This is a genomic window from Agromyces sp. NPDC127015, from assembly GCF_042725165.1.
GTDB classification, from domain to species: Bacteria; Actinomycetota; Actinomycetes; order Actinomycetales; family Microbacteriaceae; genus Agromyces; species Agromyces chromiiresistens.
In genome coordinates this window covers 270,592-297,031 of the sequence record NZ_JBHXDI010000003.1, presented here as the reverse complement: position 1 = coordinate 297,031, position 26,440 = coordinate 270,592, and the positions used below count along the sequence as shown (strand labels likewise).

Genomic DNA, 26,440 nt, shown 5'->3' with positions numbered 1-26,440 from the left:
GAGGCATCCGTTCACCGGGTCGTCGCCGAACGGTCGCCTGGCCGACACGGGGTCGCAGACCGGGGCCGGTTGGCTCGCGGCATGAGCCGAAACCTCACGCGACGCGCCCTGCCGCGCGCCATCGCCGTCACCGCCGCGACCGCCACGGCGGCCGCCCTGCTGCTCGCCGCACCGGCCGCCCAGGCCGTCGGCAACGGGCAGACCACCCCGACCTCGCCCATGCAGTCGTTCGAGCCCACGCTCGTCGCCCGGGCCACCCTGTCGGCCGACTTCCTCGCCGAAGGTCCTGCCTCGGGCGCGCTCGCCTCCGCCGCGAACGGCCGTCAGGGCCCGTGGGACGGCCAGGTCATCCCCGGATTCTCCGCCGTGATCGAGAACGGCGACGGCACGTTCTGGGCCCAGCCCGACAACGGGTTCGGCTCGAAGGGCAACTCCGCCGACTTCCTGCTGCGCAACTACCTCGTGCGACCGGCCTGGCAGACCGCCGAGGGCGGCGACGGCGCGCTCGAGGTGGAGCGCTTCATCTCGTACAACGACCGCAACGGCGTGCTCGACTTCCCGATCGTCAACGGCGACACCGACGAGCGGCTGCTCACGGGGGCCGACTTCGACATCGAGTCGGTCGTGCGCGCGAAGGACGGCAGCTTCTGGGTCGGCGAGGAGTTCGGGCCCTTCCTGCTGCACTTCGACGCCGAGGGCACCCTCCTCGAGAAGCCCTTCTCGCTCGACGGCGCGAAGTCGCCGCAGAACCCGTACCTCGCCGCAGGAGAGACGCCGCGGGTGCGCGCGAGCCGCGGCTTCGAGGCGCTCGCGGGCTCGGTGAACGGGCGCTACCTCTACCCGATCGTCGAGGGCTCGTACGCCGACGACGCCGACCTGCGCCGGCGCGAGGTGCACGAGTTCGACACCAAGCGCGGCGCCTACACCGGGCGCACGTGGAACTACCAGACCGACCAGGAGGCGAACGTCGTCGGCGACGCGTTCACGGTCAAGAACGGCGTGCTGCTCGTCGTCGAGCGCGACGACTTCGAGGGCGAGCAGTCGGTCACGAAGCGCGTCTACCAGGTCGACCTGAAGCGCGCCGACGCCGAGGGCCACCTCGAGAAGACGCTCGTGCTCGACGCCCTCCGCATCGCGAACCCCGACGGCATCGGCGCCGGCGACGGCTACGGCACGGGCGAGGTGTTCTCGCTGCCCGTGCAGTCGTTCGAGACGATCGTGCAGCTGAAGGACGGACGCCTGCTCATCGGCAACGACAACAACTACCCCGGCAACGACGCCCGCGTGCCGGGCACGCCCGACGACACCGAGTTCGCCGTGATCGACCTCGGCCGCACGAAGATCGAGCCCGAGCAGGTGACCGTCATCGGCCACCGGGGCGCGAGCGGCTACCGCCCCGAGCACACGCTCGCCTCGTACGAGCAGGCGATCGTGCAGTGCGCCGACTACATCGAGCCCGACGTGGTCTCGACGAAGGACGGCGTGCTCGTCGCCCGCCACGAGAACGAGATCAGCGGCACCACGAACGTCGCCGCCCGCCCGGAGTTCGCGGGCCGGAAGGCCACGAAGACCATCGACGGCGCGAAGGTCACCGGCTGGTTCACCGAGGACTTCACGCTCGGGGAGCTTCGCACCCTGCGGGCGAAGGAGCGGCTGCCGCAGACCCGCCCCGCCAACACCGCGTTCGACGGGCTGTACCAGGTGCCGACCCTCGACGAGGTCATCGACCTCGCCCGCCACTCGATCAGCTGCGACGGCCGGCAGGTCGGCGTCTACCCCGAGACGAAGCACCCGACCTACTTCGACTCGATCGGCCTCTCGCTCGAGGAGCCCCTCGTCGCCGCCCTGCAGGCGAACGGCGTCGACGACGCCGACGCACCCGTGATCGTGCAGAGCTTCGAGGTCTCGAACCTGCAGGAGCTCGACGGCATGACCGAGGTTGCCCTCGCCCAGCTCGTGAGCGCCTCGGGCCGCCCGTACGACTTCACGGCCGCGGGCGACCCGCGCACGTACGCCGACCTCGTCACGCCCGCCGGGCTCGTGGAGATCGCCGGCTACGCCGACGGCGTCGGCCTCGAGAAGTCGGTCATGATCCCGCGCACGGCGGCGGGCACGCTCGGTGCGCCGAAGCCGGTCATCGCCGATGCCCACGCGGCCGGGCTCGCGGTGCACGGCTGGACCTTCCGCCTCGAGAACCAGTTCCTCCCGGCGGAGTTCCGCTCGTCGGCCGACCCGATCGCGCCGGGCGACCTCGCGGGCGAGATCGCGGTGTTCGTCGGTGCCGGCATGGACGGCATCTTCAGCGACCAGCCCGACATCGCCGCCACCGTCGGCTGACGTCGAGGAGCACGGGCGGATGCCTCGGCGCGGCGCCGAGGCATCCGCTCGCCCGTGCCCGGGCAGACCGTCCGGAGGGCCGGACGACACCGATCGAAACGCCCCTCACGGCCTCGCGGCCACGCGATTAGACTCACCCCTGTGACCGAGAAGCCGCGCCTGTCCGCCCGTATCGCCGCCATCGCCGAGTCCGCGACCCTGAAGGTCGATGCGAAGGCGAAGGCGCTCCAGGCCGAGGGCCGCCCGGTCATCTCGTACGCCGCCGGCGAGCCCGACTTCGCGACCCCCGAGCACATCGTCGAGGCCGCCCTCGCGGCCACGCGCGACCCCAAGAACTACCGCTACACGCCTGCCGCGGGACTGCCCGACCTGCGCGAGGCGATCGCGGCGAAGACCGCGCGCGACTCGGGCCTCGAGGCATCCGCATCGCAGGTGGTCGTGACCAACGGCGGCAAGCAGGCCGTCTACCAGGCCTTCCAGGTGCTGCTCGACGAGGGCGACGAGGTGCTCGTGCCCACCCCGTACTGGACCACCTACCCCGAGGCGATCAAGCTCGCGGGCGGCCGCCAGGTCGACGTGTTCGCGGGCAGCGACCAGGGCTACCTCGTCACGGTCGAGCAGCTCGAGGCCGCGCGCACCGAGCGTACGAAGGTGCTGCTGTTCGTCTCGCCGTCGAACCCGACCGGCGCGGTGTACGCGCCCGAGCAGGTGAAGGCGATCGGCGAGTGGGCGCTCGAGCACGGCATCTGGGTCATCGCCGACGAGATCTACCAGAACCTGACCTACGGCTCGCTCGACTCCGAGGTCGGCAGCCCCGCCCCGCGCGCCGTCTCGATCGTCGAGGCCGTGCCGGGGCTCGCGAACCAGGCGATCCTCGTCAACGGCGTCGCCAAGACCTACGCCATGACGGGGTGGCGCCTCGGCTGGATGGTCGGCCCCGCCGACGTGATCAAGGGCGCCGCGAACCTCCAGTCGCACCTCTCGTCGAACGTCTCGAACATCTCGCAGCGCGCCGCGATCGCTGCCCTCACCGGCCCGCAGGAGCCGGTGGAGGAGATGCGCCGCGCCTTCGACCGCCGACGCCGCCTGATCGTCGCCGAGCTCTCGAAGATCGACGGCATGACGGTGCCGGTGCCCGAGGGCGCGTTCTACGTCTACCCCGACGTGACCGGCCTCCTCGGCCGCGAGTGGGGCGGCGTCACGCCGACCTCGTCGCTGGAGCTCGCCGACCTCATCCTCGACCAGGCCGAGGTCGCCGCCGTTCCCGGCGAGGCGTTCGGGCCGTCCGGGTTCCTCCGCTTCAGCTACGCGCTCGGTGACGAGCCGCTGCTCGAGGGCGTGCAGCGCCTGCAGCGACTGTTCGGCTAGGCGGGATGCCTCGCGGCGACGCCCGGCTCGCACGCCTCGCAGCACGCAACAACGCGGAGTGGTGCCGAGCGGTCGCCGCGAGCCACGGGATCGCATCGGGCTTCGCCCTCGGCGGCGCCCTGTGGGTGGCTGAGGCGCCGACGCCGCTCGGCTATCCCGAGGCGGTGACCGTCGAACCCGGGCTCGACACGGCGACCGTGCTCGCGATGCTCGCGCCCGACGCGACGAGCCTGAAGGACTCGTTCGCCGACCTCGATCCGGGCGCCGCCGGCTGGGCGCCGCTGTTCGACGCGACCTGGATCGTCGCCGACGCGCACGACTCGTCGTCGAACGGCACCGATCCCGGCGACCCCGCACTCGTCACGGTGACGACGGCCGCCGGGCTGGCGCGGTGGGCGGGCGCCCACGGCCTCCCCGACGCGTTCGCCGAGCCGTTGCTCGGGGCAGCCGAGGTGGTGGTGCTCGGGTCGGCCGGGCCCGGGTCGAGTCGGGCGTCGGTGCAGGCCGCGGTCACCGCGGGCGGCGTGCTCAACCGCACGGGCGAGGTCGTCGGGCTCTCGAACGCCTTCGGCGGTGGCCAGGGACTGTACCGTGCGTTCCGACGCGAGGCCGGAGGACGGTGGCCGGGGCTGCCGGTCGTCGGCTACGAGTCGGATGGCGCCCTCGACGATGCGCTCGATGCGGGCTTCCGGCGCGTCGGCCCGCTGCGCGTCTGGGCGCGCCCGGCTCAACCCGGCCCGAGCACGACGTCGACGTTGCGCAGGTAGATGGCCCGCTCGAGGCCCACGACTCCCGCGGGGCCGGCGACACCGGCATGCAGGCCCGGCGGCTCCCGCCCGATCGGAGCCGCACCCGACGCTCCGGCCTGCACGCCGGCGAGCATGCCGACGCCGTAGGCGGCTGCGATCGCGGCGAGGGTCGCCGCTGCCACCAGGGCGGCGACCTCCCAGGTCTTCATGGGCCCCTCCCAGCCCCCGGTCGCACGCGACGCTAGCGGAGCCGCCGCCCCGGCCGCATGCGTGCCAGCACTGGAGAACGCCCGGGCGGCTCAGCCGAGCGCACGCCGCGCCTCGACGGCGAGCGCGTCGGCGACGGCGTCGAGCAGGGGCGAACTGAGGTTCCACTGCTGCCAGTGCAGCGGCACGTCGACGGGCGCCCCGCCGAGTCGCACGAGCTCGCCGCGGTCGAGTTCGGCGGCCGACTGGAACTCGGGCAGCATGCCCCAGCCGAGCCCGAGCTTCACGGCGTTCGCGAAGTCGTTCGAGGCCGGAACGTAGTGGCGCGGGGCGCGCTCGGGGTCGAGGCCGGCCGCGCGCAGCGCGTCGTGCTGCAGGTGGTCGCGCCGGTCGAAGTCGACGAGTGGCGCACGGGCGATCCAGTCGGGCAGGGCGGATGCCTCGTGGCGGGCTCGGTCGCTCCAGCGGCCGACGAACCCCGGCGTGGCCACGGCCTCGTATCGCATGACGCCGAGCGGGCGCACGAGGCATCCCGCCACCGGGGTGGCCTGCGAGGTCACCGCCCCCATGACGGTGCCGGACTCGAGCAGCCCGGCGGTGAAGTCCTGGTCGTCGCGGTGCAGGTCGAAGACCACGGGATGCGTCTCGGCGACGCGCGCGAGCGCGGGCAGGAACCACGTGGCGAGCGAGTCGGCGTTGACCGCGAGCGGGATCGGAACGGGACGGAACGCCGTCGCGCCCGTCTCCCCGTCGGCCGTGGCGACGTCATCGGCGTCGAGCCCGAACTCGGCGAGCGCGTCGTGCTCGAGCAGGGCGAGCTGGCGCGCGAGCCGCACGACGGCCGCCCCGGCATCGGTCGCACGGGCCGGCTTCGAGCGCACGACGAGCACGCGACCGAGCTGCTGCTCGAGCGTCTTCACGCGCTGCGACACGGCCGAGGGCGTGAGCCGCAGCCGACGGGCGGCCGCGTCGAAGGTGCCCTCGTCGATCACGGCGGCGAGGGTGCGGGCGAGGTCGAGTGGAATGTGCATCTGAAGCGATGCTAATGGTTCTGAAGGATCTTGAGCTGGAATACAGCCTGACGCCGACGTACCGTCGAACGGTGATCGCCTCCTCAGTGCTCGCGGGCCTCGGCCTCGGCCTCTCGCTCATCGTCGCCATCGGCGCGCAGAACGTGTTCGTGCTGCGCCAGGGCATCCGGCGCGAGCACGTGTTCGCCGTCGCCGCGATCTGCGCCGTGAGCGACCTCGTGCTCATCGTCGTCGGGGTCTCCGGCATCGGCCTCGTCATCGGCCAGGTGCCGTGGCTCATCGACGTGGTCCGGTGGGCGGGCGCGGCATTCCTCGTCGGCTACGGCGTGCTCGCCGCCCGCCGCGCGCTGCGCCCGACGGGCGAGGTGCTCGTCACGGGCGACGGCGGCGACTCGGCGGCGGACGTGCCGGGGCCGTCGGCGGACGGTGTGGGGACGCCCTCCGCCGACGGCCGCGGTGCGCCCGTCGCCGTCGAAGCACGACCGGCGATCGCCACGCGCGCCACCCTCGCGAGCGCCGTGCTCACGTGCCTGGCCCTCACCTGGCTCAATCCGCACGTGTACCTCGACACCGTCTTCCTGCTGGGATCGGTGGCGAACAGCCACGGCCCCGAGGGCCGCTGGTGGTTCGCGCTGGGCGCCGGCGCGGCATCCCTCATCTGGTTCTTCGCCCTCGCCTACGGGGCGCGCCTGCTGGGCCGCGTGCTCTCGACCCCGCGCGCCTGGCGGGTGCTCGACGGCGTCATCGCCGTCGTCATGCTCGCCATCGCGGCCTCGCTCGTGCTGCCCCACTGATGGGGAATAGCCGGTCGCCGGCGACCGTGCTACCGTTTCGGACATCGTGAGCACCTTCACCTGTCGCTGCTGTCGCCGCTAGGCGGTCGTCTCCCCGACGACCCCAGGGCGCGATTCCCCGCGCCGCCGACCGCAGCCCCGTGCTCACGCCGCATCCGACGCGTCCGCGTCAGCTCCGCGGCATCCGCCTCGAACCGATCTCGAATCGATCTCGAACACCGGATGCCACGCAGCCGACGTCAACGGATGCCGGGGCCGCCGCGTCGTCGGCGCACCACCCGGCACTCGAAAGGACCATCCCATGTCCGGCATCCCCGTTCTCGACCTCTCACTGCTCAACGGCACGACCGAGCAGCAGGCGCAGTTCCGCGACGACCTCCGCTGCGCGACGCACGAGGTCGGCTTCTTCTCGCTCATCGGCCACGGCGTGCCGACCGAGCTCGTCGATCGCGCGTATGCGGCGGCGCGGGCGTTCTTCGCCCTGCCCGAGTCGCACAAGCTCGCGATCGAGAACGTCACGAGCCCGCACTTCCGCGGGTACACCCGCATGGGCGGCGAGCGCACGCTCGGTCGCGTCGACATCCGCGAGCAGATCGACCTCGGCGCCGAGCGCCCGGCCGTGACCATGACGGCCGACACCCCGGACTACTGGATCCTCGAGGGGCCGAACCTGTGGCCCGAGGCGCTGCCCGAGTTCCGCGCGGTCGCCGAGGAGTGGATCGCCCGGCTCGACGAGGTCGGCACACGCCTCCTTCGCAGCTGGGCCGAGGCGCTCGGGGCCGCGCCCGACACCTTCGACGCCGCCTTCGAGCGCCCGTCGCCGTACCTCAAGGTCGTGCGCTACCCCGGCGTCTCGGCCGAGCAGCCCGCGCAGGGCGTCGGCGCCCACAAGGACCTGGGCGTGCTCACCCTGCTCTCGGTCGAGGACGGCAAGGCCGGCCTGCAGGTCGAGAAGGACGGCGAGTGGATCGACGTCGTCGCCCCGTCGGGCGCGTTCATCGTGAACATCGGCGAACTGCTCGAGATCGCGACCGACGGCTACCTCAAGGCGACGAAGCACCGAGTGGTCTCCCCCGCACCCGGCACCGAGCGCATCTCGATCCCGTACTTCCACGGGCCGGCACTCGACGCCGTGATCCCGACGATCGAGCTCGCACCCGAGCTCGCCGCCGAGGCGCCCGGCATCACCAGGGACCCCGCGAACCCGCTGCACGCCGTGTTCGGCGAGAACTGGCTGAAGAGCCGGCTCCGCGCCCACCCGAACGTGGTCGAGGCGCAGTACCCGAGGCTGCTCGTCGGCGCCTGACCGAGGGGCGGGTGCGCATCGAGCACGCCCGAGTCGGCGTGACCTGTCGAAAACGGTTGTCGCCGTTCGTCGTACCTGCGTAGCGTGACCGAGAGAGAGGATTCCGCCATGGAATACGCGCTGTTCTACGCCGCGGGCGCCGATGCGCTGCCCTACGTCGCCGCCGACGACAACATCGGCGAGTGGGTCGACGACGTCGTCGCACGCGGCATCGCCGAGTTCGGCATGCGGCTGCGGCCCGATGTGGATGCCACGACCGTGCGCGTCCGGAAGGGCGAGCTGCTCGTGAGCGACGGGCCGTTCACCGAGTCGAAGGAGTCGGTGGGCGGCTTCGACATCATCGACGCCCGCGACCTCGACGAGGCGATCGAGGTCGCGTCGCGGCATCCGGTCGCCGCGTTCGGCCGGGTCGAGGTGCGGCCCTTCAGGCACTGGTCCGACGCCGAGCCGGGCGGGCGGATCGTGCCGGCGGGCCTCCACGAGCGCGCCGCCGAAGCTCGGCAGTACGTGCTCTTCGTGATCGCCGACCCCGACGGCGAGCGGCTCGACGACGGCGCCGACCCCGCGGCGTGGGTCTCGGAGATGGACGGCCGCGGCGTGCGGCTCTTCGGCGAGGCGCTGCGCGGACCCGAGGACGCGACCTTCGTGCGCCGCCGCGACGGCGAGGTGCTCGTCGCCGACGGGCCCTTCGCCGAGGCGAAGGAGTGGCTCGCGGGCTTCGACCTGCTCGAGGTGCGGGATCTCGCCGAGGCGATCGAGGTCGCCTCGAAGCACCCGATGGCTCGCGGCGGCACGCTCGAGCTCCGCCCGATCTGGCCGTTCGACCCGCACGAGGACCACGCCGCCCGCGACGAGCGGGAGGCGGCCGAGTTCGGGGTGCGGCTCGAGCCGCACGCCGCCGACGTCGTCGGCGCGATCGCGGGGGCGAGGACCTGACGGAGCCCGGCACCGCGCGCGAGGCGGCTGCGCCCGACCACGGCGGGGCCGCCTCGGGTGGCGCGCCGGGCGACGGCCCGGACGAGGTCGGCCGCGCCCTGCGCGAGGCGTTCGAGGCCGAGTGGGCCCGCGTCGTCGCGACGCTCATCAGGGTGACCGGCGACTGGGACGTCGCCGAGGAGGCCGCAGCCGCGGCGTTCGAACGGGCGACCACGACGTGGCCGCGCGACGGGGTGCCGCGGAATCCCGGCGCGTGGCTCACGACGCCCGCCCGCCGCCTCGCACTCGACCGGCTGCGCCGGCGGGGCGTCGAGACCGAGAAGGTGAGGGAGTGGCTCATGGACGCCGACGCCGACGGCCGCACCGCCGGACCCACCGATCCGGCCGAGCTCGTCGCGCAGGGCGAGGACCCGGCGTGGGACGACCGGCTCCGACTCGTCTTCACGTGCGCGCACCCCGCGCTGCCCCTCGAGGCGCGCGTCGCGCTCACGCTGCGCACCGTGGGCGGGCTCGAGACGCGCGAGATCGCACGGGCGTTCCTCGTGCCCGAGTCGACGATGTCGCAGCGCATCGTTCGGGCGAAGCAGAAGATCCGCAACGCGGGCATCCCGTACCGGGTGCCGCCGGCCGACGCGCTGCCCGAGCGACTCGGCGGGGTGCTCGCCGTGATCTACCTCATCGCGAACGAGGGCTACCTCGCGTCGTCGGGCGAACGGCTGCAACGGCTCGACCTCGCGGCCGAGGCGATCAGGCTCGCGCGGCTCGTCGTGTCGCTCATGCCTCGAGCCGACGAGGCGCGCGCGCTCCTCGCGCTGCTCCTCCTGCAGCACGCGCGGGCGGCGACGCGCGTCGACGCGGCGGGCGACCTCGTACCGCTCGCCGAGCAGGACCGGTCGCGGTGGGACGCGCGGGAGATCGCCGAGGGGCTCGCGCTGCTGGGCGTGCCGGGCGCGCCCGGGGCGACCGTCGGCCGTCGCGCGGCCGATGCCCCGCGCGCGCCTGCCGGCGCCTATCGCCTCCAGGCCGAGATCCAGGCCGTGCACGCCGGGGCGACGACCGCCGACGCCACCGACTGGCGCGCGATCGTCGCCCGCTACGACGCGCTCGCGGCGCTCACCGACTCGCCCTTCGTGCGGCTCAACCGGGCGATCGCACTCGGCGAGGCGATCGGTCCCGACGCCGGACTCGCCGAGCTCGCCGGCCTCGAGGCCGAGGGACGCCTCTCGGGCTACCACCTGCTGCCCGGCGCGCAGGCCGAGTTCCTGCGCCGCGAGGGGCGCGCGGCCGAGGCATCCGGCCGCTATCGCGCGGCGATCGCCCTCGCGCCGACGGCCCCCGAGGTGCGGTTCCTCGAGCGCCGTCTCGCCGAGCTCGCCTGAGCGCGGGCGGCGCCGCACCCGATCCGGCGGAACCGGGTTCGACCACGCGAACCACGAGCGGATCTGGTGCTGGCGGCGCAACCTGGTTCGGGCGTCGCCGCGCCGGCATCAACCGATCGGTGGATGCCGCAATCGAACGGCCGGACGCTGCCGCCCGCTCCCGATCCGGGCCACGCTCGAAGCATGGTGAACACACGAACGGATGCCTCGAGCGGAGGCACCCCGGACATCGCGGTACGGGTGCGCGGCCTGCGGAAGCAGTACGGCGACCGGGCCGCCGTCGACGGCATCGACCTCGACATCGGCCACGGCGAGACCTTCGCACTGCTCGGCCCGAACGGGGCGGGCAAGTCGACCACGGTCGAGATCCTCGAGGGGTACCGCTCGCGCACGGCGGGCGAGGTGTCGGTGCTCGGCGTCGATCCGGCCCGCGGCGGCCTCGACTGGAAGGCGCGGCTCGGCATCGTGCTGCAGTCGAGCGGCGAGACCGGCCAGTACACCGTGCGCGAACAGCTGCGTCAGTTCGCCGGGTACTACCCGAACCCGCGCGACGTCGACGAGGTGATCGCGGCGGTCGGGCTCGAGGCCCAGGCCGGCACGCGCCTGCAGAAGCTCTCGGGCGGCCAGCGCAGGCGGGTCGACGTGGCGCTCGGCATCGTCGGCCGCCCCGAGCTGCTCTTCCTCGACGAACCGACGACGGGCTTCGATCCGGCGGCGAGGCGCGAGTTCTGGGGGCTCGTCCGCGGGCTCAAGGCCGAGGGCACGACGATCGTGCTCACGACGCACTACCTCGACGAGGCGGCGCAGCTCGGCGACCGGGCCGGGGTCATCATCGGCGGCCGGCTCGTCGACGTCGCCCCCATCGACGTGCTCGGCGGCGAGGCCGCCCGGGTGCCGATCGTGCGGTGGCGCGACGCCCGGGGGCTCGTCCGGGAGACGCGCACCGACGCGCCGGCCCGGCTCGTGGCCTCCCTCGTCGCAGAACTCGGCGGCGAGCCCAGGGAGCTCGAGGTCATCCGCCCGAGCCTGGAGGACATCTACCTCGACCTCGTCGGCGACGCCGACGCGGCCGACGCCGACGGCGCGGCCGGCCCGGCGACCGAGACCGCGCCCGAGGAGGCACTGGCATGACCACCGTCACCACCCGCCCGATCGGCATCGCCCGCGTCGGCGGCTCGCGCGTCGCGTACGAGACGCGGGGCTACTTCCGCTCGCTCGACACGGTGTTCTTCACGTTCCTGTTCCCGCTCATCATGCTCGGCATCTTCACGACGGCGTTCAGCGCGTCGGGCGACGTCGGGCCCGTGGGCTCGCAGATCAGCGTCGGCGCGTTCTACCTGCCCGGCATGCTCGCCGCGGGCCTGCTGCTGTCGGGCCTGCAGAACCTCGCCGTCGACATCGCGACCGAGAAGGGCGACGGCACGCTCAAGCGGCTGGGCGGCACCCCGCTGTCGCCCGTCTCGTACTTCCTCGGCAAGATCGGGCAGGTGTTCGTCACGGGCGCGCTGCAGGCCGGGCTCATGCTCGTCGCCGCGGCGACCGTGTTCGGCATCGCCCTGCCGACCGACCCCGCGCAGTGGTTCACGTTCGCGTGGGTGTTCGTGCTCGGCCTCACGGCCTCGGCGCTGCTCGGCATCGCCCTGTCGTCGGTGCCGCGCAGCGGCCGGTCGGCGACGGCCGTCGTCATCCCGATCGTGCTCGTGCTGCAGTTCATCTCGGGCGTCTACCTCTCGTTCAACCAGCTGCCCGAGTGGATGCAGAACGTCGCGAGCCTCTTCCCGCTGAAGTGGATGGCGCAGGGCATGCGCGCCGCGTTCCTGCCCGAGGAGTTCGCCGCGCTCGAGCAGCACGGCGCCTGGGACCTCGGCTGGGTCGCGGTGGCGCTCGGCATCTGGCTCGTGGTCGGGCTCGTGCTCAGCCGGCTGACGTTCCGCTGGATCCGCCGCGATGCGTGACGTCGCAGCGTACGCGTCGCCCACGACCGGTGCGTGAGAGCATGGCGGCATGCTGAACCGCCGGTGGTGGGATGCCGCGGCGATCGCGGTCGCGGTCGTCACCGTGCTGTTCGGCCTGACCGATCCGCCGTACGGCCCGCCCGACTACGGGGCGTGGGCGGTCGCGGGGGTCTTCCTCGTCGTCTACTTCGCCTACCTGCGCGGCCGCCTCGACCACGAGGATCCGACGCAGCACGTCGTCATCACGATCGTGCTCTCGGCCGTCGTCGGCGTCGGCGTCGCGTTCGACCCGGGCGCCTCGATCCTGCAGGCCTTCGCGTACCCGTTCCTCTGGGTCACCGCACCGTCGACCCGGCGCGCGATCGTCGCCAACGTCGGGCTCGCCATCGCACTGCTCGTCGGCTACGTCGTGCACTTCGGGTGGGGCGGGGTCGTCGCGGGCGTCGCAGTCGCCGGGCTCTCGCTCGGGTTCAGCCTCGCGCTCGGGCTCTGGATCACCCACATCGCCGCGATCGGCGAGGAGCGGGCCCGGCTGCTCGTGGAGCTGCAGTCGGCGCAGGGCCAGCTCGCCGCGCTGCACCGCGACGCCGGCGTCAACGACGAACGCGCCCGGCTCGCCCGCGAGATCCACGACACGATCGCGCAGAGCCTCACCGGGCTCGTCATGGTCGCGCAGCGCGCGGGCAACCGGCTCGACGGGTCGGACGACGCATCGCAGGGCACCGCCGCCGCCCGCGCCGACATCGAGCTCATCGAGCAGATGGCGCGCGAGGCCCTCACCGAGGCGCGAGGGCTCGTCGCGACGCTCGCACCGGTCTCGGCCGACGGCGGCCTCACCGCCGCCCTCGGCCGGCTCGGCGCCGCGTTCGAACGCGAGACGGGCGTGCGGGTCGCCGTCGACGCGGATGCCTCAGGGCTCGACCGCGAACTCGAGGTCGTGCTGCTGCGGAGCGCCCAGGAGGGGCTCGCCAACGTGCGCAAGCACGCCGGTGCGAGCCGGGTGGCGATCACGGTCGCCGACCGCGGAGCGCACGAGGTCGTGCTGACCGTGCGCGACGACGGGGCGGGACCGTCGCCCGCCGCCCCGGGCGCGTCGTCGCCGGCCCCGGCCGGCTTCGGGCTCGCGGGCCTGCGCGACCGGGCGGCGCTCGTCGGCGGCACCCTGGAGTTCGGCCCCGCGAACGGCGGCGGCTCGCTGCTGCGCGTCACGGTGCCCAGGAAGGAGACCGCATGAACCCGATCCGCGTCGTCGTCGCCGACGACCACCCCATCGTGCGCGCCGGCATCGTCGGGCTCCTCGACACGGCGGCGGGCATCGAAGTCGTCGGCGAGGCGGCGAACGGCGCCGAGGCGATCGAGCTGGCCCGGTCGCGGCATCCCGATCTCGTGCTCATGGACCTGCGCATGCCGGGCATCGACGGCGCGGCCGCGACGGCCGAGATCGTCGCGACGGTGCCGGGCACGCGCGTGCTCGTGCTGACGACGTACGAGACCGACGAGCACATCCTCGCCGCGATCGAGGCGGGCGCCGGCGGTTACCTGCTGAAGGCTGCGCCGCAGGACGAGATCGTGGCCGGCATCACGGCGGTCGCAGGCGGCGAGACCGTGCTCGCCCCGTCGATCGCTGCGAAGCTCGTGTCGCGGGTGCGGGCCGAGGCCGCGGCGTCGGCCGCCCCGCCGTCGCCCGCGCCGTCGCCGCGCGAACTGGAGGTGCTGCGGCTCGTCGCGGCGGGCCGGTCGAATCCCGAGATCGCCGCAGAGCTCTTCATCGGCGAGGCGACCGTGAAGACCCACCTGCTGCACGTGTTCGAGAAGCTCGAGGTCAACGACCGCACGCGCGCGGTCACGCGCGCGATGGAGCTCGGGCTGCTGTAGCGAACCCGCCCGCACGACGATTCGCAACCGGTCGACGGTACGGCCGCCCGCGCCTACGATGACGGCGTGGGAGTTCGCGACGTGCGGGTCGCCGTGCAGCGCACGAGGATTCTGCCCGCCTGGGTGCGGCGAGCGGATGCTTCGGCGACGCGTCGCGTGAACGCCCGCCGCACTCACCCGCTCGTCGACCGCTTCTGGTCGCGCGTCTCCGGCTTCGCCGACCGCGGCGTGCTGTGGTGGACGATCGCCGGCGTGCTGGCCGTGACCGGGCGACGGCGGATCGCCGCGCGCGGGCTCGGATCACTGCTCGTCGCGAGCGCGCTCACGAACGTGATCGCGAAACGCGTGTTCGGCGGCGACCGGCCGCTGCTCGCGGACGTGCCGATCGCCCGGCGACTGCCGAAGCCGCCGATCACCCCCTCGTTCCCGTCGGGGCATTCGGCGAGCGCCGCGGCGTTCGTCACCGGCGTCGCGATCGAGTCGCCCCGACTCGGCGCCGCGCTGGCTCCGGCCGCCCTCGGCGTCGGCTACTCGCGTCTCCACACCGGGGCGCACTGGCTCTCCGACGTCGTCGGCGGGCTCGCCCTCGGTGCCGCCGTCGGCGGGCTCGGCGCGGTCGTCGTGCACCCGCATCGCCGGGCGGCAGGCGAGTCGACCGCCGCGAGCGGCACCGACCGCCGTCTTCCCGCGTCTCCCGACGGCGAGGGCGTCTTCATCGTGGTCAACCGGTCGTCGGGGACGAGCGTGCTCCGGAGCGATCCCGTGCGCGTGCTCGAGCGCCGGCTGCCGCGCGCCGAGCTGCACGTGCTCGAGGACGCCGCCGGCGACGATCCCGGCGCCGCCGCCCGCAGGGCACTCGCCCGCGCCGAGCCGCCGCGAATCCTCGGCGTCTGCGGCGGCGACGGCTCGGTCGCGGCGGTGGCCCACGAGGCGCGGGCCGCGGGCGTGCCGCTCCTCGTCGTGCCGGGCGGCACCTTCAACCACTTCGCGCGGGCCGCCGGCGCCGCCACGGTCGACCTCGCCGTCGACGGCCTGCAGCGCGGCGAAGGGGTGCGCGCCGATGTCGCCGAGCTCAGCTTCGCGGGCGGCCCGCCGATCACGGTGCTGAACACCGCGTCGGTCGGGCTCTACCCGGACTTCGTCGCCGAGCGCGAGCGCCGCGAGCACCGGTTCGGCAAGTGGCTCGCCGCGGTCATCGCGGCGAACCGGGTGCTGCGCCGTTCCGCCCCCGTGAACGTCGTCGTCGGCGCCCGTCGCGCCCGCGTCTGGAGCCTCTACATCGGCGTCGGGCCGAACGACCCGGGCATACCCGCGCCGATGCGCCGGAGCAGGCTCGACGGCGGCGTGCTCGACGTGCGCGTCCTGCACGCGGGCTCGCGGTTCCGTGCAGCGGGCACGCTCGCCTTCGGCCGGCGCACGAGCGCGGTGCTCCGGCGAATGCGGCTGCTGCCGAAGCGCTTCGAGTCGTACACGACCGAGTCGATCGACGTGCTCGTGCGGCCCCGCCACGGACAGCCGCCGGGCTTCGCGCACGACGGGGAGGTCGCGATCGAGGCGACTGCCGACGCATCCGCCCGCACCGCCGCGCCAGGCTACCGCACGACGGTACGGATCGTCCCGGAGGCGCTCGACGTCTACCGCCCCGGCCGCGCGCACGAGAGCTGACGCCGGCTGCTCGGCGCAGGCGGCGGCCTCAGAGCAGGCGGCGGGCGTTCGCCCAGGCGGTGAGCTCGTGCCGGCTCGAGAGCTGCAGCTTGCGCAGCACGGCCGAGACGTGGGTCTCGACGGTCTTCGTCGAGATGTAGAGCTCGGCCGCCACCTCCTTGTAGGCGTAGCCGCGGGCGATGAGGCGCATGACCTCCTGCTCGCGCGCCGACAGCCGGTCGAGCTCGTCGCTCGCCTGCGCCGTCTCGCCGACGGCTGCGCCGAAGGCGTCGAGCACGAACCCCGCGAGCTTCGGCGAGAACACGGCATCGCCGCTCGCGACGGCGTGCACGGCACGGCTCACGTCGGCGCCCGACGAGCCCTTCGTGATGTAGCCCCGCGCGCCCGCGCGGATCACGCCGACCACGTCCTCGGCCTTGTCGGAGACCGAGAGCGCGAGGAACCGCGTGCCCGGCACCGCGGGCGCCGACCGCCGGATCACCTCGGCACCGCCGGTGGACCCCGCCGGCACGGCGGTTCCGGGTAGGTGAACGTCGAGGAGCACCACCTCGGGCGCGGCATCCGTGACGATCGCGACGGCGCTCTCGACGTCGTGGGCCTCGCCCACGACCTCGACGCTGTCGTCGAGGTCGGCCTTCAGGCCCGACCTGAAGATCGAGTGGTCGTCGACCACGACGACCCGCACCCGTTCAGCCATGCAGCGCCTCCGCTCCGTTGCGCTCGCCCGGGAAGCCGCGTTCGCCGGGGAACCGCAGTCGCACCTCGGTGCCGACGCCGCCCGCACCCGGGACGACCGTCGCCGAGCCGCCCGCCCGGCGCATGCGCCCGATGATCGACTGCCGCACGCCGAGCCGGTCGTCCGGCACCTCGGCGAGCGCGAACCCCGGTCCGCGGTCGCGAACGAACACCTCGACGGCCGCGGGCGTCGACTCGACGTAGACCGAGATCTCGCCGCCGGCGTGCCGGGCAGCGTTGAGCATCGCCTCGCGCGCGGCCGCGGCGAGCTCGCCGCTCGCCCGCTCGCGCTGCTCGCCGACCACCACGACGTCGACGGTCACGGGGAAGTCGATCTCGAGGTCGGCGGCGAACCCGCGCAGGTCGGTGCCGAGGTCGCTGTCGGCCGGCGCGTCGCCGGCGAACAGCCAGTCGCGCAGCTCCCGCTCCTGCGCACGGGCGATTCGGGCGACCTCGCTCGTCGCGCCGGCCCGGTTCTGGATGAGTGCGAGGGTCTGCAGCACCGAGTCGTGGAGGTGCGCGGCGATCTCGCTGCGCTGCTCCTCGCGGATGCGCTTGGTGCGCTCGTCGGTGAGCTCGCGCCACTTGGCGATGAGCGTCGGCACGTAGACGAGCAGGATGCCGAGCACGGCGGCGAGCGCCGCGACGAAGACGGCGACGGTGCTCATGCGTCCGTTCGCCTCGGGGTTCACCACGAAGACCAGCTCGAGCGCGGTCGCGGCGAGCACGACCGTGGCGATGCTGCGGATGACGAGTTCGTGGCGGGGGCCGCGTGCCGGGTCGGGACGATCGATGAGGGTTGCCCACGCCGACGCCGCGACCGCGAGCCCGATGCCGACGTAGGTGGCGGCGTACCACTGCCACCAGCTCGCCGCCGCGGTGAAGTACCACTGGCCGCTCTGCGTCCAGACCGCGACGAGCACCACCGTCGACGCGACCACGAGCAGCCATGCGACGGGCGCGCGGCGGGTCGGCCGGGCGTCGCCCTCGTCCCACGGGGTCAGCGCCCACAGCCAGAGGTAGAGCAGCAGCCCCGCGCCCCATGCGAAGCTCGTCACGACGAACGCGGCGCGCACGAGGGCCACGGGCCAGCCGAGGTGCGCCGCGAGCCCCGCCGCGACCCCGGTCGCCGCGCAGGCGCGCGGGCGGGTCATCCGGGGCGTCTCCATGCCAGCCATCAAACCAGACGAGGATGCCTCGGCCACGGGCCGAGGGACCGGCTCAGGGTCGAATCAGGGATCCACCCCATGGCGGGCGCCCCCGGCCGACTGCCAGCATCGAAGCCATGGAGACGAATCAGACCGCCCCTGAGGCGGACTCGGAGACATCCGGGTCCGGCCCAGTGCCGGAGGACGCGATGGGCCCGGAGAACGCTGCGGGGGCGGCGGACTCGACGGGTCGGAGCGCGGCCGCCGGCCCGCACGCCGACGGGGCGGTCGGTTCGGCTCCTGACCCTTCGAGAGATGCGCACGGCGGCGACCCCGCCGATCGGGCTGCGGGGCCGGGCTTCTACGCCTGGCTCCGCCGGCTCGGCGTGCCGCGTCGGGCCGGATGGCTCGGCGGCGTGTGCGCCGGCGTCGGCGCGAGGCTCGGCATCGACCCGATCGTCGTTCGCGGCATCGTGGTCGTGATCGCCGTGCTCGGCGCCCCGTTCGTGCTCGTCTACGCCGTCGCGTGGCTGCTGCTGCCCGACACCGAGGGCGAGATCCACTTCGAGCGGCTCACCCGCGGAATCGTCGACCCCGCCGTCGTGGGCATCGCGGTGATGGGCGTCATCGGCTTCATCCCGCTCGTGCAGGGCGGATGGCTCGGCTGGCGCTGGTGGCCCGAGTGGCCGGCGTACTCGTGGGCCGGCATCGACCTCGGCGGAGTGTTCCGCACGATCTGGGGCCTCATGATCGCAGCTGCGATCGTCGTCCTCGTCATCTGGCTCGTTCGCCGGGCCTCCCAGAACGCCCCGGCCGGCGGCGCGTCGCGCGAGGCTTCCGCGCCCGTCGCCGGCCCGGGGTATCCATCACCCGAACCGGACGGCGCGGCGAGTGCCGCGGGGTCCGCCGGCGCGACCGGCGCGACCGGCGCCGCCGCGTTCACCGCCCTGGCTTCGACCCCGGTGTCCCCGGCTCCGGCTTCCGCCACGGCATCCCCGGCGCCCGCCGGTGAACCGCCGGTGCCCGCCGAGGGCGCCGACGCGGCGACGATCGCCGAGTGGCGCGCCCAGCATGAGGCGTGGCGCGAGTCGCACGCCGAATGGAAGGCCGGCCAGGCGGAGGCCCAGCGCGCCGCGCGCCAGCAGGCCGCCGAGGAGACGCGGGCGCGGGCGCTCGAGTTCCAGGCCGCCGCGGCGGCGGCACGTGAGGCACGGCGTGCGGCGCGCCCGCGGGCGAGCGCGGCGTTCGTGTTCACGATGCTCGGCCTCGCGCTCGTCGCCGGCGCGGGCGCCGCGATCTGGGCGCTCGGCGTTCCAGATGCGGCGCAGTACGCCGTCGCGATCGCCTTCGCCACGGCGACCCTCGTGCTCTCGGCGGCCATGATCGTGGCCGCCCTCTGGCGGCGACGCAGCGGCGCGCTCGCGACGCTCGCCTCGGTGAGCGTCGTCGCGATGCTGATCGCCACCAGCTCATCGGCGATGGCCCCGTTCGGCACGCTGCTCGCCCCCAGCGCGAGCGTGTCGCTCGGATACCCGCAGCAGCTCGTGCAGCCGGTCGGCGACGCGTGGATCTCGATCGGTGCGTACGACGGCTATCCGGACGAGGCCCAGACCGTCACCTTGACCCAGGTCCTCGGGAACGCCTATGTGACGATCGACCCGCACACGTCGATCGTGCTCGACGCGACCGACGCCGGCGACGTCACCGTCTTCACCTACGATGCCGACGGCTACGGGAGCGCCGAGGAGCTCACCGACTCCGACTCGCGGGTCTACACGATCACCTCCGAGGGGATCACCCGATCGGAGAGCGATGACGCCGATGCGCGCCTCGTGCTGCGGCAGACCTCCGGCTACGTGGAGGTCAACGTCTGGGAGGGACAGGAATGACCGGGAACGACGAGAACGTCGGCGCGCTGCCCGAGCGTGCCGGTGCGCCCGCCATCGACACCGAGGTCGTCGAGGCCGAGCTGCTCGACACCGAGGTGGCCCGGAGGGAGCCGGCCACCGGCCTCGAGCCGCCCGCACCCACCGAGGTGCTCACCCCGATCGCCGGGCCGGGCGACGACGACCGGCCCGCCGCCGCTCCGACGGCGCCGGCGGCCGCCGCGACCGCACCGCGTCCGACCATCCGCTGGGGCGCACTCGTCTGGGCGTTGATCTTCGGCTCCGTCGCCGGGCTCACCCTCTGGGTGCTCTCGAATCTGCAGCACCGCGACGACGCGCTCGCCTGGCTCGAGTCGATCCCGCTCGGGCTGCTGCCGCTCTACGGCCTGCTCGTGGTCGGCGTCATCGTCGCGCTCTTCGGAGGGGTCGGGCTCATCCGGCGCGGCGAGCGCAGGCGCCGAGCCGCCCGCGGGTGACGCGCCGAGGCATCCGCCCGTTCCGCCCCCTCACCAGGCGGGCAGCTCGCGATCGCCGAGCGGCGTGAGCTCGGGCGGCATCGGCCACCCGAGCTCGAACCGCATGAGCGGCACGTCGATCGCGCCGAAGTCGTCCTTCTTCACGACGATGCGGTCGGCGCTCACCTCGGTGATGCGCACCCGCAGCTCGGTGCCGTCGCCGAGCAGCAGCACGTACGGGTCGGCGAGATAGGCCAGACCGCGCGCTTCGAGCTGCTCCTCGCCCGTGAGCCAGTCGACCGAGTCGCCGAGCTCGCGGCCGAGCAGGTCGACCGGCACGAAGCCCTCGCCCTCGGGGCGCAGCCAGCCGACGAGCTCGCCGTCGGGGCGGCGGTGTTCGATGAGGTCGGGGCGGTTCACCCGTCCGACCCTAGCGCGGCGAGCTGTCACCGGCCCAGTACGATCCGGCGCGCGGAATGTAGGAAGTTCCTCCGCTTGCACGGCGCGTCGCGGAGCGGTCGGCGGCGTGTCGGGCGATTCTTCCTACATTGCGTGAACGTCGCCGAACGCGCACAGCCGGCTGCTCGACCACGCGGCGGACTCCGGGTTCGTCGATGCCCGCAACCCGGCTACAGCTCGACGCCGACGAGCACCGGCTCGGGGTGCAGCACGATGCCGAACTCGGCCTGCACCCGCTGCTGCACGAAGCGCGCGAGCTGCACGAGCTCCTCGGCGCTCGCTCCCCCGCGGTTCGTGAGCGCGAGCGTGTGCTTCGACGAGATCGCCGCGCGCGAGCCCGGCAGCGCGAAGCCTCGCCGGATGCCCGCCTGCTCGATCAGCCACGCCGCCGAGAGCTTCACGAGCGGGCCCGGCACCGAGGCCTCCGCCGGGTTCTCGACCTCGGATGCCTCGAGCGAGGCCTGCAGCTCGAGGAACGCGTCGAGCGGGGTGCCCGAGGCGAGCGTCGACAGCGGCGTCACCTCGTCGGGCTCGTCGGGCTCGACGTACCAGCGCGGGGCGGCGGCGGGCATCGTGCGTGCCACCCGCTCGGTCACGATCGGGTTGGTGAAGAACGAGCCCGCGCTCACCGAGTCGGCGTCGTCGGGGTCGAGCACCATGCCCTTCGACGCGCGCAGCGCGAGCACCGTCTCGCGCACTCGCGCGATCGGCACGCGGTCGCCGAGCTGCACGCCGAGCGCGCCGGCGAGCTGGGCGTATGCGATGGGCTGCCCGATCGACTCGCCGAGCACCGCGTGCTCGGCCGACGTGTCGTGCAGGTCGAGCTCGACCGAGACGACGATGCCGCGAAGGCCCTGCTTCAGCACGGAGGTGCGGTAGCCGAGCTCGAGCTCGTCGGCCGCCATGCGGCGCGGGGCGTCGGCGCCCTCGTCGAGGAACTCGATCGCGACGAGCACGGCCTCGAGCTCCTGGCCGTAGGCGCCGATGTTCTGCACGGGCGCCGCCCCGACCGAGCCGGGGATGCCGGACAGCGCCTCGATGCCCGAGTAGCCCTGCTCGACCGTCCACGCGACGAGGTCGTCCCACGTCTCGCCGGCCTGCACGCGCAGGCGCACCGATCCCTCGGCGGGCGGGTGGTCTATATACGCCCCTTCGTCGCTCCTCGACCCGAGCCTCGACCGACCGGTCGGCAGCACCTCGATGCCGCGCGTCGCGACGCGGATGACCGTGCCCTCGAACCCGCCGTCGCCGACGAGCAGGTTCGATCCGCCGCCGAGCGCGAGCCACGGGTCATCCGACTGCCAGGCTTCGCGCGCGAGGTCGACGAGGTCGCGCTGGGTCGTCGCGGTGACGAGGCGGGCGATCGGCCCGCCGACCTGCAGGGTCGTGAGCTCGGAGAAGCGGGGGGCGTCGGTCATGTCAGCCGAGCGCGACGCGGACCTGGGCCTTGCCGAGCACCGTCGCGCCGTCGTACGTCACGGTGAGATCGATGCGAGCAGCGGATGCCTCGGCGTCGAGCTGCCCGACCTTCGCGACCACCGACACGGCGGCGCCGTGATCGGGGTCGACGACGACGGGGCGCGTGAAGCGCACCTGGTAGTCGACGACGCGGGCGGGGTCGCCGACCCAGTCGACGACCGGCTGCACGGCGAGGCCCATGGTCAGCATGCCGTGCGCGAGCACGCCCGGCAGGCCGACCGACGCGGCGACGTCGTCGCGGTAGTGGATCGGGTTGAAGTCGCCCGAGGCGCCGGCGTAGCGCACGAGCGAGTCGCGCGTGAGGTCGAAGGTCCGCTCGGCGACGACGTCGCCGACGGCGAGGGACGCGAGGTCGGGGGTCGGCATCAGTCTTCTCCTCGGATGACGAGCGTCGAGATCGCGGTGACGACGTGCGCGCCGCCTTCGTCGGTGATGACCGACTCGGCCGTGACCATCGAGTGGGCGCCGAGCGTCTTCACGCTCGAGACGGTGAGGGTCGCGGTGAGCAGGTCGCCCGCGACGATGGCGCGGGTCGACGTGAAGCGCTGGTCGCCGTGCACGACCCGCGAGAAGTCGATGCCCGCGTCGGGGTCGGCGAGCAGCTGGGCGAGGGTGTGCTCCTGCACGACGACGGCGAAGGTCGGCGGGGCGACCACGTCGGCGTGGCCCGCGGCGCGCGCAGCCTCGGGGTCGAGGTTGATCGGGTTCGTCGCGAACACGGCGCGGGCGAACTCGCGCACCTTCTCACGACCGACGAGGTACGGCTCGGTGGGCGGGAAGACCCGCCCCTGCAGCTCGGGGTTCACAGACACCCCGTCAGTCTATTCGGCGTGCGCGGTCGGGCTCGGCGGCGTCAGTCGTCGCGCAGGCGGGCCAGCCGCAGGCGCAGGGCGTCGAGCAGGAGCTCGAGGCCGAGCTCGAAGACCCGGTCGGAGCGCGCGTCGCCGCGTTCGGCCGAGGCGATGAGTCGGCCGAGGCTCTTCGTCGGCACGCCGGGCTGCCAGATGTCGTCGGGCGAGGCGTAGTCGAGCCCGAAGCCGAGGGCGAACGAGTCGAGCACGGCGACGACCGGCAGCACCTCGTCGTCGGGGAATCCGCCCTCGACGAGCGCCGTCGCGAGCGAGTCGTAGCCCGCGATGACGGTGTCGTCGGTGATCGTCTTGCCGACGAGCAGCGGCACGATCGCCGGGTGCTCGGCGTAGAGCCGTCGCATGCGCTGCATCGTGGCGACGACGACCTCGTCCCAGGTGCCGCCCGGCGTCTCGAGCAGGTAGCGGCGGCCGAGCCGACCGCGCATGAGCTCGATGATGCCGTCGCGCCCGTCGACGTGGTTGTACAGCGACGACGGCGTCACCCCGAGGCTGCGGGCGAGCGCGTTGACCCCGAACGGGGCGCCCGAGTCGACGAGGTCGATCGCCGCATCGGCGATGCGGTCGGCCGACAGGAGCGGCACCTTGGGCCTCGCCATGCGCTCCTCCTCGGGTCGGTCGTCCGTGATCGGACGTCATCGGGCAATCAGGTCAGCCTACGCGGATGCCTCGGGCCGAGGGTTGCGGATCGGGCCGCCCCGTGCATAATAAACGAACACCATTCATTTAAGCGGCTGCCCCCGGCCGCGTCATCCCGGCACGCCGAAGTGCCCCGACCCCCCACCGGAGCCCCGATGTCGCACTCCGACCTCAGCGCACGCGTTCCGCTGCGCCCGCCCACCGCGACCGCGACCTTCGCGATCGCCATCGCCGGCTACCTCGGCGTCAACCTCTCGCCCTACATGATCACGGCGCTGCAGTCCGCGCTCGACGCCGACGTGCTCACCGCGAGCTGGATCGTCACGGGCGCCCTGCTGGCGACCGCGATCGTCGGCCTCGCTGCGGCGCCGCTCTGCGCCGGACCGCGCCGGCTGCTCGTCGCCCGCGCCGGGCTCGTGCTGGGCGTCGTCGGCTTCGGTGCAGCGGCGCTCGTGCCCGAGCCCGGCGTCGTCGTCGGCGGACTGCTCGTCGGCGGCGCCGGCGCCGGCGGCGCGGTCGCCGCGGCGGGCGCGGCCGTCGCGGCCTTCCGCAACCCCGACCGGGTCGCGGGCTTCAACGGCCTCGCGAACCGCGGCGTCATCACGATCGTGCTCCTCGTCCTCCCGCTCGTCGGGCTCGCCCCGATCGACGTGTTCGGCGCGCTCGCGCTCTTCAGCCTCGCCGCACTCGCGGTGAGCGGCTGGCTGCCCGCCGCGCCCGTGCACGCGCCGCAGGCCGGCGCCGCGGTCGCCGAGGCGGTGCCCGTCGAGGTGCCGCCGACCGGCGTCGTGCGCGCCCTGCCCGAGCGGAGCCCCGCGACGACGCGCCTCGTCACGATCGCCGGGTTCGTGCTGCTCGTGACGTTCGCGCTCTGGGCGGCGAGCGAGGACTCGCTCTGGGCGATGGCCGGCGTCATGGGCGCCGAGCAGGCCGGGCTCACCGACGCCGGTCTCGGCCTCGCACTCAGCGGCGCGACCGCGGGCGGGCTCGTCGGGTCGGTGATGCTCATGATCGTCGGCGACCGCTTCGGACGCGCGCTCCCGCTCGGCATCCTGCTCGCACTCGGTGGCATCCTGAAGATCGTGGAGGGCTTCACGACCGACGAGACGAGCTTCATCGTCGTGTTCATCGCCTGGAACACGGTCTACGCCCTCGCCTTCATGTACTTCGTCTCGACCTCGGCCGCGCTCGACGCCGACGGCCGGTGGTCGGGACCCCTGCTCGCCGTCTACCTCGTCGGCTCGAGCCTGACCCCGGTCATCGGGGCCGCGCTCGTCGAGGCGCTCGGCTACCAGGGCTTCGTCGTCGCACTCGGCGTCGCGAGCTTCGTGCTCGCGGTTCCGGCGGTCGCCGTCGCCCGCCTGTCCACCCGCCTCCAGCGCGCAGAGGCCGGCCCGCCGGCCGGCGCGTCGCCCGAGGCATCCGCCCAGACCCAGGAGGTCACCGCGTGAGTCGCACGCTCGTCACCAATGCCCGCATCTTCACCGCGAACCGCCCCGGCGACGGGGCCGAGTGGGCCGAGGCGCTCGTCGTCGACGGCGAGTCGCTCGCCTTCGTCGGGGATGCCGCCGCAGCGGCCTCGGCGGCGGGCCCCGACGCCGAGGTGCAGGATCTCGGCGGCCGGCTCGTCGTGCCCGGCTTCCTCGACGTGCACACCCACCTCCACATGCTCGGCGACGCCCTCGGCCGAGTGCAGCTGCGCGACGCCCGCGACCTCGGCGAGATCCAGGCGCGGCTGCGCGCTGCACGGGATTCCGTGCCCGACGCCCCTCGCCTGCTCGGCGTCTCGTGGCTGTTCGACTCGGTACCGGGCGGCTCGCCCACCCGGCAGATGATCGACGAGGTCGTCGCCGACGTGCCCGTCTACCTCGACGCGAACGACCTGCACTCGACCTGGGTCAACTCGGCCGCCCTCGCCGAGCTCGGCATCACGCGGAACACGCCCGATCCGCTCGGCGGCCGCATCGGCCGCGACGCCGACGGCGAGCCCGACGGCATGCTGTACGAGACCGCCTCGCAGTACTACGTCTGGGCCCACCTCGCCGAGGTCGCCACCGACGCCGACCGCGACGACGCCGTCGAGCGCGCGCTCGACGCCTACCTCGCGACGGGCGTCACCGGAGCGGCCGACATGGCGTTCGGGGAGCGCGAGCTCGCGTCGTTCGAACGCGTCGTCGCCCGCCGCGGCGGGCTGCCGTTCCACCTCGTCGGGTACTGGCTCATCGACAACACGGGCGACGACGCCGAGAACCTCGCGCAGGTCGCCCGCGCCGTCGAGCTCGCGCAGGGCGGCGGCACCCCGTGGCTCCGCATCGCCGGCATCAAGCTCATCACCGACGGCGTGATCGACGCCTGCACGGCCGCCATGCAGTCGCCGTACGCCGACGGATCGAACGCCGACCCGATCTGGCCCTACGAGCAGATGGCCCCCGTGGTCGCCGCGGCCGACGCCGCGGGCCTGCAGGTCGCACTGCACGCCATCGGGGATGCCGCGAGCTCGTCGGCGCTCGACGCGATCGAGCACGCGATCGAGGTCAACGGCGACCGGCCCGGCGACCGCCCGCGCCGGCACCGCGTCGAGCACCTCGAGTACGCGGCGCCCGGCACGGCCGAGCGGATGGCGCGGCTCGGCGTCACCGCATCGATGCAGCCCGTGCACTGCGACCCGTCGATCATGGACAACTGGATGGCCCGCCTCGGCGACGACCGCGTCGACCGCGGCTTCGCGTGGCCCGAGTACCGCGACGCGGGCGCCCTGCTCGCGTTCTCGACCGACGCGCCGACCGCGCCGCACCTCGCGCTGCCGAACCTCTACATCGCGACGACCCGCAAGTCGGCGCTCGACCCGTCGCTGCCCGCGTACGCGCCCGAGTGCGCCCTGCCGCTCGCCGAGGCCCTCGGCCACGCGACGCGCGACGCCGCCGCGTCGATCCGCGAGGAGGACGAACGCGGCCGGCTCGCCGCAGGGCTCGCCGCCGACTTCGCCGTGCTCGACCTCGACCCGTTCGAGGCCGGCGCGCCCGCGCTGCTCGACGCCCGAGTCATCCGCACCGTCGTCGCCGGCCGCACCGCCTACGAGGCGTAGGGCGAACAGAACGAGGCCGCACCCTGGTGTCGCAGGGTGCGGCCTCGTCGTGCGCTCGGAGGAACCGGCTCGAGGGCGAGTCG

At 73.9% G+C, this 26,440-nt stretch carries 25 protein-coding genes; 16 read left to right on the top strand and 9 right to left on the bottom strand.

The window, feature by feature from the left end:
* The first annotated feature begins 81 nt into the window (after positions 1-81).
* The 3 genes from ACFWGP_RS10750 to ACFWGP_RS10740 all read left to right on the top strand — a co-directional run bounded on the left by ACFWGP_RS10750 (position 82) and on the right by ACFWGP_RS10740 (position 4,472).
* The gene (locus ACFWGP_RS10750; RefSeq protein ID WP_376930898.1) at positions 82-2,337 is read left to right on the top strand and encodes an esterase-like activity of phytase family protein; all 2,256 of its coding nucleotides are present in this window, start codon (positions 82-84) and stop codon (positions 2,335-2,337) included.
* A 141-nt stretch (positions 2,338-2,478) separates the two neighbouring features.
* On the top strand, positions 2,479-3,705 hold the full coding sequence (locus ACFWGP_RS10745) for a pyridoxal phosphate-dependent aminotransferase (protein WP_376930897.1): 1,227 nt from the start codon (positions 2,479-2,481) through the stop codon (positions 3,703-3,705).
* Between the two features lie 5 nt (positions 3,706-3,710).
* A complete protein-coding gene (locus ACFWGP_RS10740; RefSeq protein ID WP_376930896.1) occupies positions 3,711-4,472 on the top strand; it encodes a hypothetical protein in 762 nt (253 codons plus the stop codon).
* Here ACFWGP_RS10740 and ACFWGP_RS10735 read toward each other — a convergent pair.
* Together ACFWGP_RS10735 and ACFWGP_RS10730 are read right to left on the bottom strand one after the other, a co-directional pair.
* Positions 4,433-4,663 carry a hypothetical protein gene (locus tag ACFWGP_RS10735; protein WP_275506245.1) on the bottom strand — a complete coding sequence of 77 codons (231 nt, stop codon included), beginning with the start codon at positions 4,661-4,663 and terminating at the stop codon, positions 4,433-4,435. The two genes, ACFWGP_RS10740 and ACFWGP_RS10735, sit on opposite strands and share 40 nt — an antisense overlap.
* A gap of 90 nt (positions 4,664-4,753) precedes the next feature.
* Positions 4,754-5,692, bottom strand: a complete 939-nt coding sequence (locus tag ACFWGP_RS10730; protein ID WP_376930895.1) for a LysR family transcriptional regulator ArgP — start codon at positions 5,690-5,692, stop codon at positions 4,754-4,756.
* A 74-nt stretch (positions 5,693-5,766) separates the two neighbouring features.
* On the opposite strand from ACFWGP_RS10730, the gene lysE reads away from it, so the two are divergent.
* The 9 genes from lysE (at position 5,767) to ACFWGP_RS10685 (ending at position 15,602) form a co-directional block, all read left to right on the top strand.
* Positions 5,767-6,486, top strand: a complete 720-nt coding sequence (lysE, locus tag ACFWGP_RS10725) for an L-lysine exporter (protein ID WP_376931051.1) — start codon at positions 5,767-5,769, stop codon at positions 6,484-6,486.
* A gap of 301 nt (positions 6,487-6,787) precedes the next feature.
* A complete protein-coding gene (locus ACFWGP_RS10720; RefSeq protein ID WP_376930894.1) occupies positions 6,788-7,792 on the top strand; it encodes an isopenicillin N synthase family dioxygenase in 1,005 nt (334 codons plus the stop codon).
* 108 nt (positions 7,793-7,900) lie between these two features.
* Positions 7,901-8,728 (top strand): YciI family protein, encoded by an 828-nt coding sequence (locus tag ACFWGP_RS10715; RefSeq protein WP_376930893.1) that lies wholly within the window; start codon positions 7,901-7,903, stop codon positions 8,726-8,728.
* Entirely contained in the window at positions 8,725-10,107 is a 1,383-nt protein-coding gene (locus ACFWGP_RS10710) for an RNA polymerase sigma factor (protein ID WP_376931050.1), read from the top strand. The genes ACFWGP_RS10715 and ACFWGP_RS10710 overlap by 4 nt, the downstream gene beginning before the upstream one ends.
* A gap of 183 nt (positions 10,108-10,290) precedes the next feature.
* On the top strand, positions 10,291-11,238 hold the full coding sequence (locus ACFWGP_RS10705; protein ID WP_376930892.1) for an ABC transporter ATP-binding protein: 948 nt from the start codon (positions 10,291-10,293) through the stop codon (positions 11,236-11,238).
* Positions 11,235-12,062: an ABC transporter permease gene (locus ACFWGP_RS10700; RefSeq protein WP_231432166.1), complete on the top strand. Its 828-nt coding sequence runs from the start codon at positions 11,235-11,237 to the stop codon at positions 12,060-12,062. The genes ACFWGP_RS10705 and ACFWGP_RS10700 overlap by 4 nt, the downstream gene beginning before the upstream one ends.
* A 49-nt stretch (positions 12,063-12,111) precedes the next feature.
* Complete coding sequence (locus tag ACFWGP_RS10695; protein ID WP_376930891.1) at positions 12,112-13,296, top strand: sensor histidine kinase; 1,185 nt, start codon at positions 12,112-12,114, stop codon at positions 13,294-13,296.
* Positions 13,293-13,937 (top strand): response regulator transcription factor, encoded by a 645-nt coding sequence (locus tag ACFWGP_RS10690; RefSeq protein WP_231432168.1) that lies wholly within the window; start codon positions 13,293-13,295, stop codon positions 13,935-13,937. Before ACFWGP_RS10695 ends, ACFWGP_RS10690 begins: the two co-directional genes overlap by 4 nt.
* Before the next feature lie 66 nt (positions 13,938-14,003).
* Positions 14,004-15,602 carry a phosphatase PAP2 family protein gene (locus ACFWGP_RS10685; protein WP_376930890.1) on the top strand — a complete coding sequence of 533 codons (1,599 nt, stop codon included), beginning with the start codon at positions 14,004-14,006 and terminating at the stop codon, positions 15,600-15,602.
* Positions 15,603-15,630: 28 nt separating this feature from the next.
* On the opposite strand, the gene ACFWGP_RS10680 is transcribed toward ACFWGP_RS10685, so the two are convergent.
* The gene (locus tag ACFWGP_RS10680; protein ID WP_231432171.1) at positions 15,631-16,299 is read right to left on the bottom strand and encodes a response regulator transcription factor; all 669 of its coding nucleotides are present in this window, start codon (positions 16,297-16,299) and stop codon (positions 15,631-15,633) included.
* Complete coding sequence (locus ACFWGP_RS10675) at positions 16,292-17,491, bottom strand: PspC domain-containing protein (protein ID WP_376930889.1); 1,200 nt, start codon at positions 17,489-17,491, stop codon at positions 16,292-16,294. The genes ACFWGP_RS10680 and ACFWGP_RS10675 overlap by 8 nt, the downstream gene beginning before the upstream one ends.
* 203 nt (positions 17,492-17,694) lie before the next feature.
* Here ACFWGP_RS10675 and ACFWGP_RS10670 point away from each other — a divergent pair, with 203 nt between their 5' ends.
* Positions 17,695-19,374: a PspC domain-containing protein gene (locus tag ACFWGP_RS10670; RefSeq protein ID WP_376930888.1), complete on the top strand. Its 1,680-nt coding sequence runs from the start codon at positions 17,695-17,697 to the stop codon at positions 19,372-19,374.
* The gene (locus tag ACFWGP_RS10665; RefSeq protein ID WP_231432174.1) at positions 19,371-19,847 is read left to right on the top strand and encodes a hypothetical protein; all 477 of its coding nucleotides are present in this window, start codon (positions 19,371-19,373) and stop codon (positions 19,845-19,847) included. Before ACFWGP_RS10670 ends, ACFWGP_RS10665 begins: the two co-directional genes overlap by 4 nt.
* 30 nt (positions 19,848-19,877) lie before the next feature.
* Here the strand turns inward: ACFWGP_RS10665 and ACFWGP_RS10660 are convergent, their stop codons facing one another.
* The 5 genes from ACFWGP_RS10660 to ACFWGP_RS10640 form a co-directional block, all read right to left on the bottom strand.
* The gene (locus tag ACFWGP_RS10660; protein WP_231432175.1) at positions 19,878-20,246 is read right to left on the bottom strand and encodes a hypothetical protein; all 369 of its coding nucleotides are present in this window, start codon (positions 20,244-20,246) and stop codon (positions 19,878-19,880) included.
* Between the two features lie 209 nt (positions 20,247-20,455).
* Positions 20,456-21,703 carry a UDP-N-acetylmuramate dehydrogenase gene (locus ACFWGP_RS10655; RefSeq protein ID WP_376930887.1) on the bottom strand — a complete coding sequence of 416 codons (1,248 nt, stop codon included), beginning with the start codon at positions 21,701-21,703 and terminating at the stop codon, positions 20,456-20,458.
* A gap of 1 nt (position 21,704) precedes the next feature.
* Positions 21,705-22,130 (bottom strand): MaoC family dehydratase, encoded by a 426-nt coding sequence (locus tag ACFWGP_RS10650; RefSeq protein WP_376930886.1) that lies wholly within the window; start codon positions 22,128-22,130, stop codon positions 21,705-21,707.
* A complete protein-coding gene (locus ACFWGP_RS10645; RefSeq protein WP_231432178.1) occupies positions 22,130-22,576 on the bottom strand; it encodes a MaoC family dehydratase N-terminal domain-containing protein in 447 nt (148 codons plus the stop codon). Before ACFWGP_RS10645 ends, ACFWGP_RS10650 begins: the two co-directional genes overlap by 1 nt.
* A 41-nt stretch (positions 22,577-22,617) precedes the next feature.
* Complete coding sequence (locus ACFWGP_RS10640; protein ID WP_231432179.1) at positions 22,618-23,232, bottom strand: TetR/AcrR family transcriptional regulator; 615 nt, start codon at positions 23,230-23,232, stop codon at positions 22,618-22,620.
* A gap of 195 nt (positions 23,233-23,427) precedes the next feature.
* On the opposite strand from ACFWGP_RS10640, the gene ACFWGP_RS10635 reads away from it, so the two are divergent.
* Together ACFWGP_RS10635 and ACFWGP_RS10630 are read left to right on the top strand one after the other, a co-directional pair.
* The gene (locus tag ACFWGP_RS10635; RefSeq protein WP_376930885.1) at positions 23,428-24,723 is read left to right on the top strand and encodes an MFS transporter; all 1,296 of its coding nucleotides are present in this window, start codon (positions 23,428-23,430) and stop codon (positions 24,721-24,723) included.
* Entirely contained in the window at positions 24,720-26,357 is a 1,638-nt protein-coding gene (locus tag ACFWGP_RS10630) for an amidohydrolase (RefSeq protein WP_376930884.1), read from the top strand. The genes ACFWGP_RS10635 and ACFWGP_RS10630 overlap by 4 nt, the downstream gene beginning before the upstream one ends.
* Positions 26,358-26,440: the final 83 nt, after the last annotated feature.

Bases quoted from the DNA above. Each gene is read 5' to 3' on its own strand.
- ACFWGP_RS10750 (WP_376930898.1), top strand. From the start codon at position 82: ATGAGCCGAAACCTCACGCGACGCGCCCTGCCGCGCGCCATCGCCGTC.
- ACFWGP_RS10740 (WP_376930896.1), top strand. From the start codon at position 3,711: ATGCCTCGCGGCGACGCCCGGCTCGCACGCCTCGCAGCACGCAACAAC.
- ACFWGP_RS10735 (WP_275506245.1), bottom strand. From the start codon at position 4,663: ATGAAGACCTGGGAGGTCGCCGCCCTGGTGGCAGCGGCGACCCTCGCC.
- ACFWGP_RS10730 (WP_376930895.1), bottom strand. From the start codon at position 5,692: ATGCACATTCCACTCGACCTCGCCCGCACCCTCGCCGCCGTGATCGAC.
- ACFWGP_RS10720 (WP_376930894.1), top strand. From the start codon at position 6,788: ATGTCCGGCATCCCCGTTCTCGACCTCTCACTGCTCAACGGCACGACC.
- ACFWGP_RS10715 (WP_376930893.1), top strand. From the start codon at position 7,901: ATGGAATACGCGCTGTTCTACGCCGCGGGCGCCGATGCGCTGCCCTAC.
- ACFWGP_RS10705 (WP_376930892.1), top strand. From the start codon at position 10,291: ATGGTGAACACACGAACGGATGCCTCGAGCGGAGGCACCCCGGACATC.
- ACFWGP_RS10700 (WP_231432166.1), top strand. From the start codon at position 11,235: ATGACCACCGTCACCACCCGCCCGATCGGCATCGCCCGCGTCGGCGGC.
- ACFWGP_RS10695 (WP_376930891.1), top strand. From the start codon at position 12,112: ATGCTGAACCGCCGGTGGTGGGATGCCGCGGCGATCGCGGTCGCGGTC.
- ACFWGP_RS10690 (WP_231432168.1), top strand. From the start codon at position 13,293: ATGAACCCGATCCGCGTCGTCGTCGCCGACGACCACCCCATCGTGCGC.
- ACFWGP_RS10680 (WP_231432171.1), bottom strand. From the start codon at position 16,299: ATGGCTGAACGGGTGCGGGTCGTCGTGGTCGACGACCACTCGATCTTC.
- ACFWGP_RS10675 (WP_376930889.1), bottom strand. From the start codon at position 17,491: ATGACCCGCCCGCGCGCCTGCGCGGCGACCGGGGTCGCGGCGGGGCTC.
- ACFWGP_RS10670 (WP_376930888.1), top strand. From the start codon at position 17,695: ATGGGCCCGGAGAACGCTGCGGGGGCGGCGGACTCGACGGGTCGGAGC.
- ACFWGP_RS10665 (WP_231432174.1), top strand. From the start codon at position 19,371: ATGACCGGGAACGACGAGAACGTCGGCGCGCTGCCCGAGCGTGCCGGT.
- ACFWGP_RS10655 (WP_376930887.1), bottom strand. From the start codon at position 21,703: ATGACCGACGCCCCCCGCTTCTCCGAGCTCACGACCCTGCAGGTCGGC.
- ACFWGP_RS10650 (WP_376930886.1), bottom strand. From the start codon at position 22,130: ATGCCGACCCCCGACCTCGCGTCCCTCGCCGTCGGCGACGTCGTCGCC.
- ACFWGP_RS10640 (WP_231432179.1), bottom strand. From the start codon at position 23,232: ATGGCGAGGCCCAAGGTGCCGCTCCTGTCGGCCGACCGCATCGCCGAT.
- ACFWGP_RS10635 (WP_376930885.1), top strand. From the start codon at position 23,428: ATGTCGCACTCCGACCTCAGCGCACGCGTTCCGCTGCGCCCGCCCACC.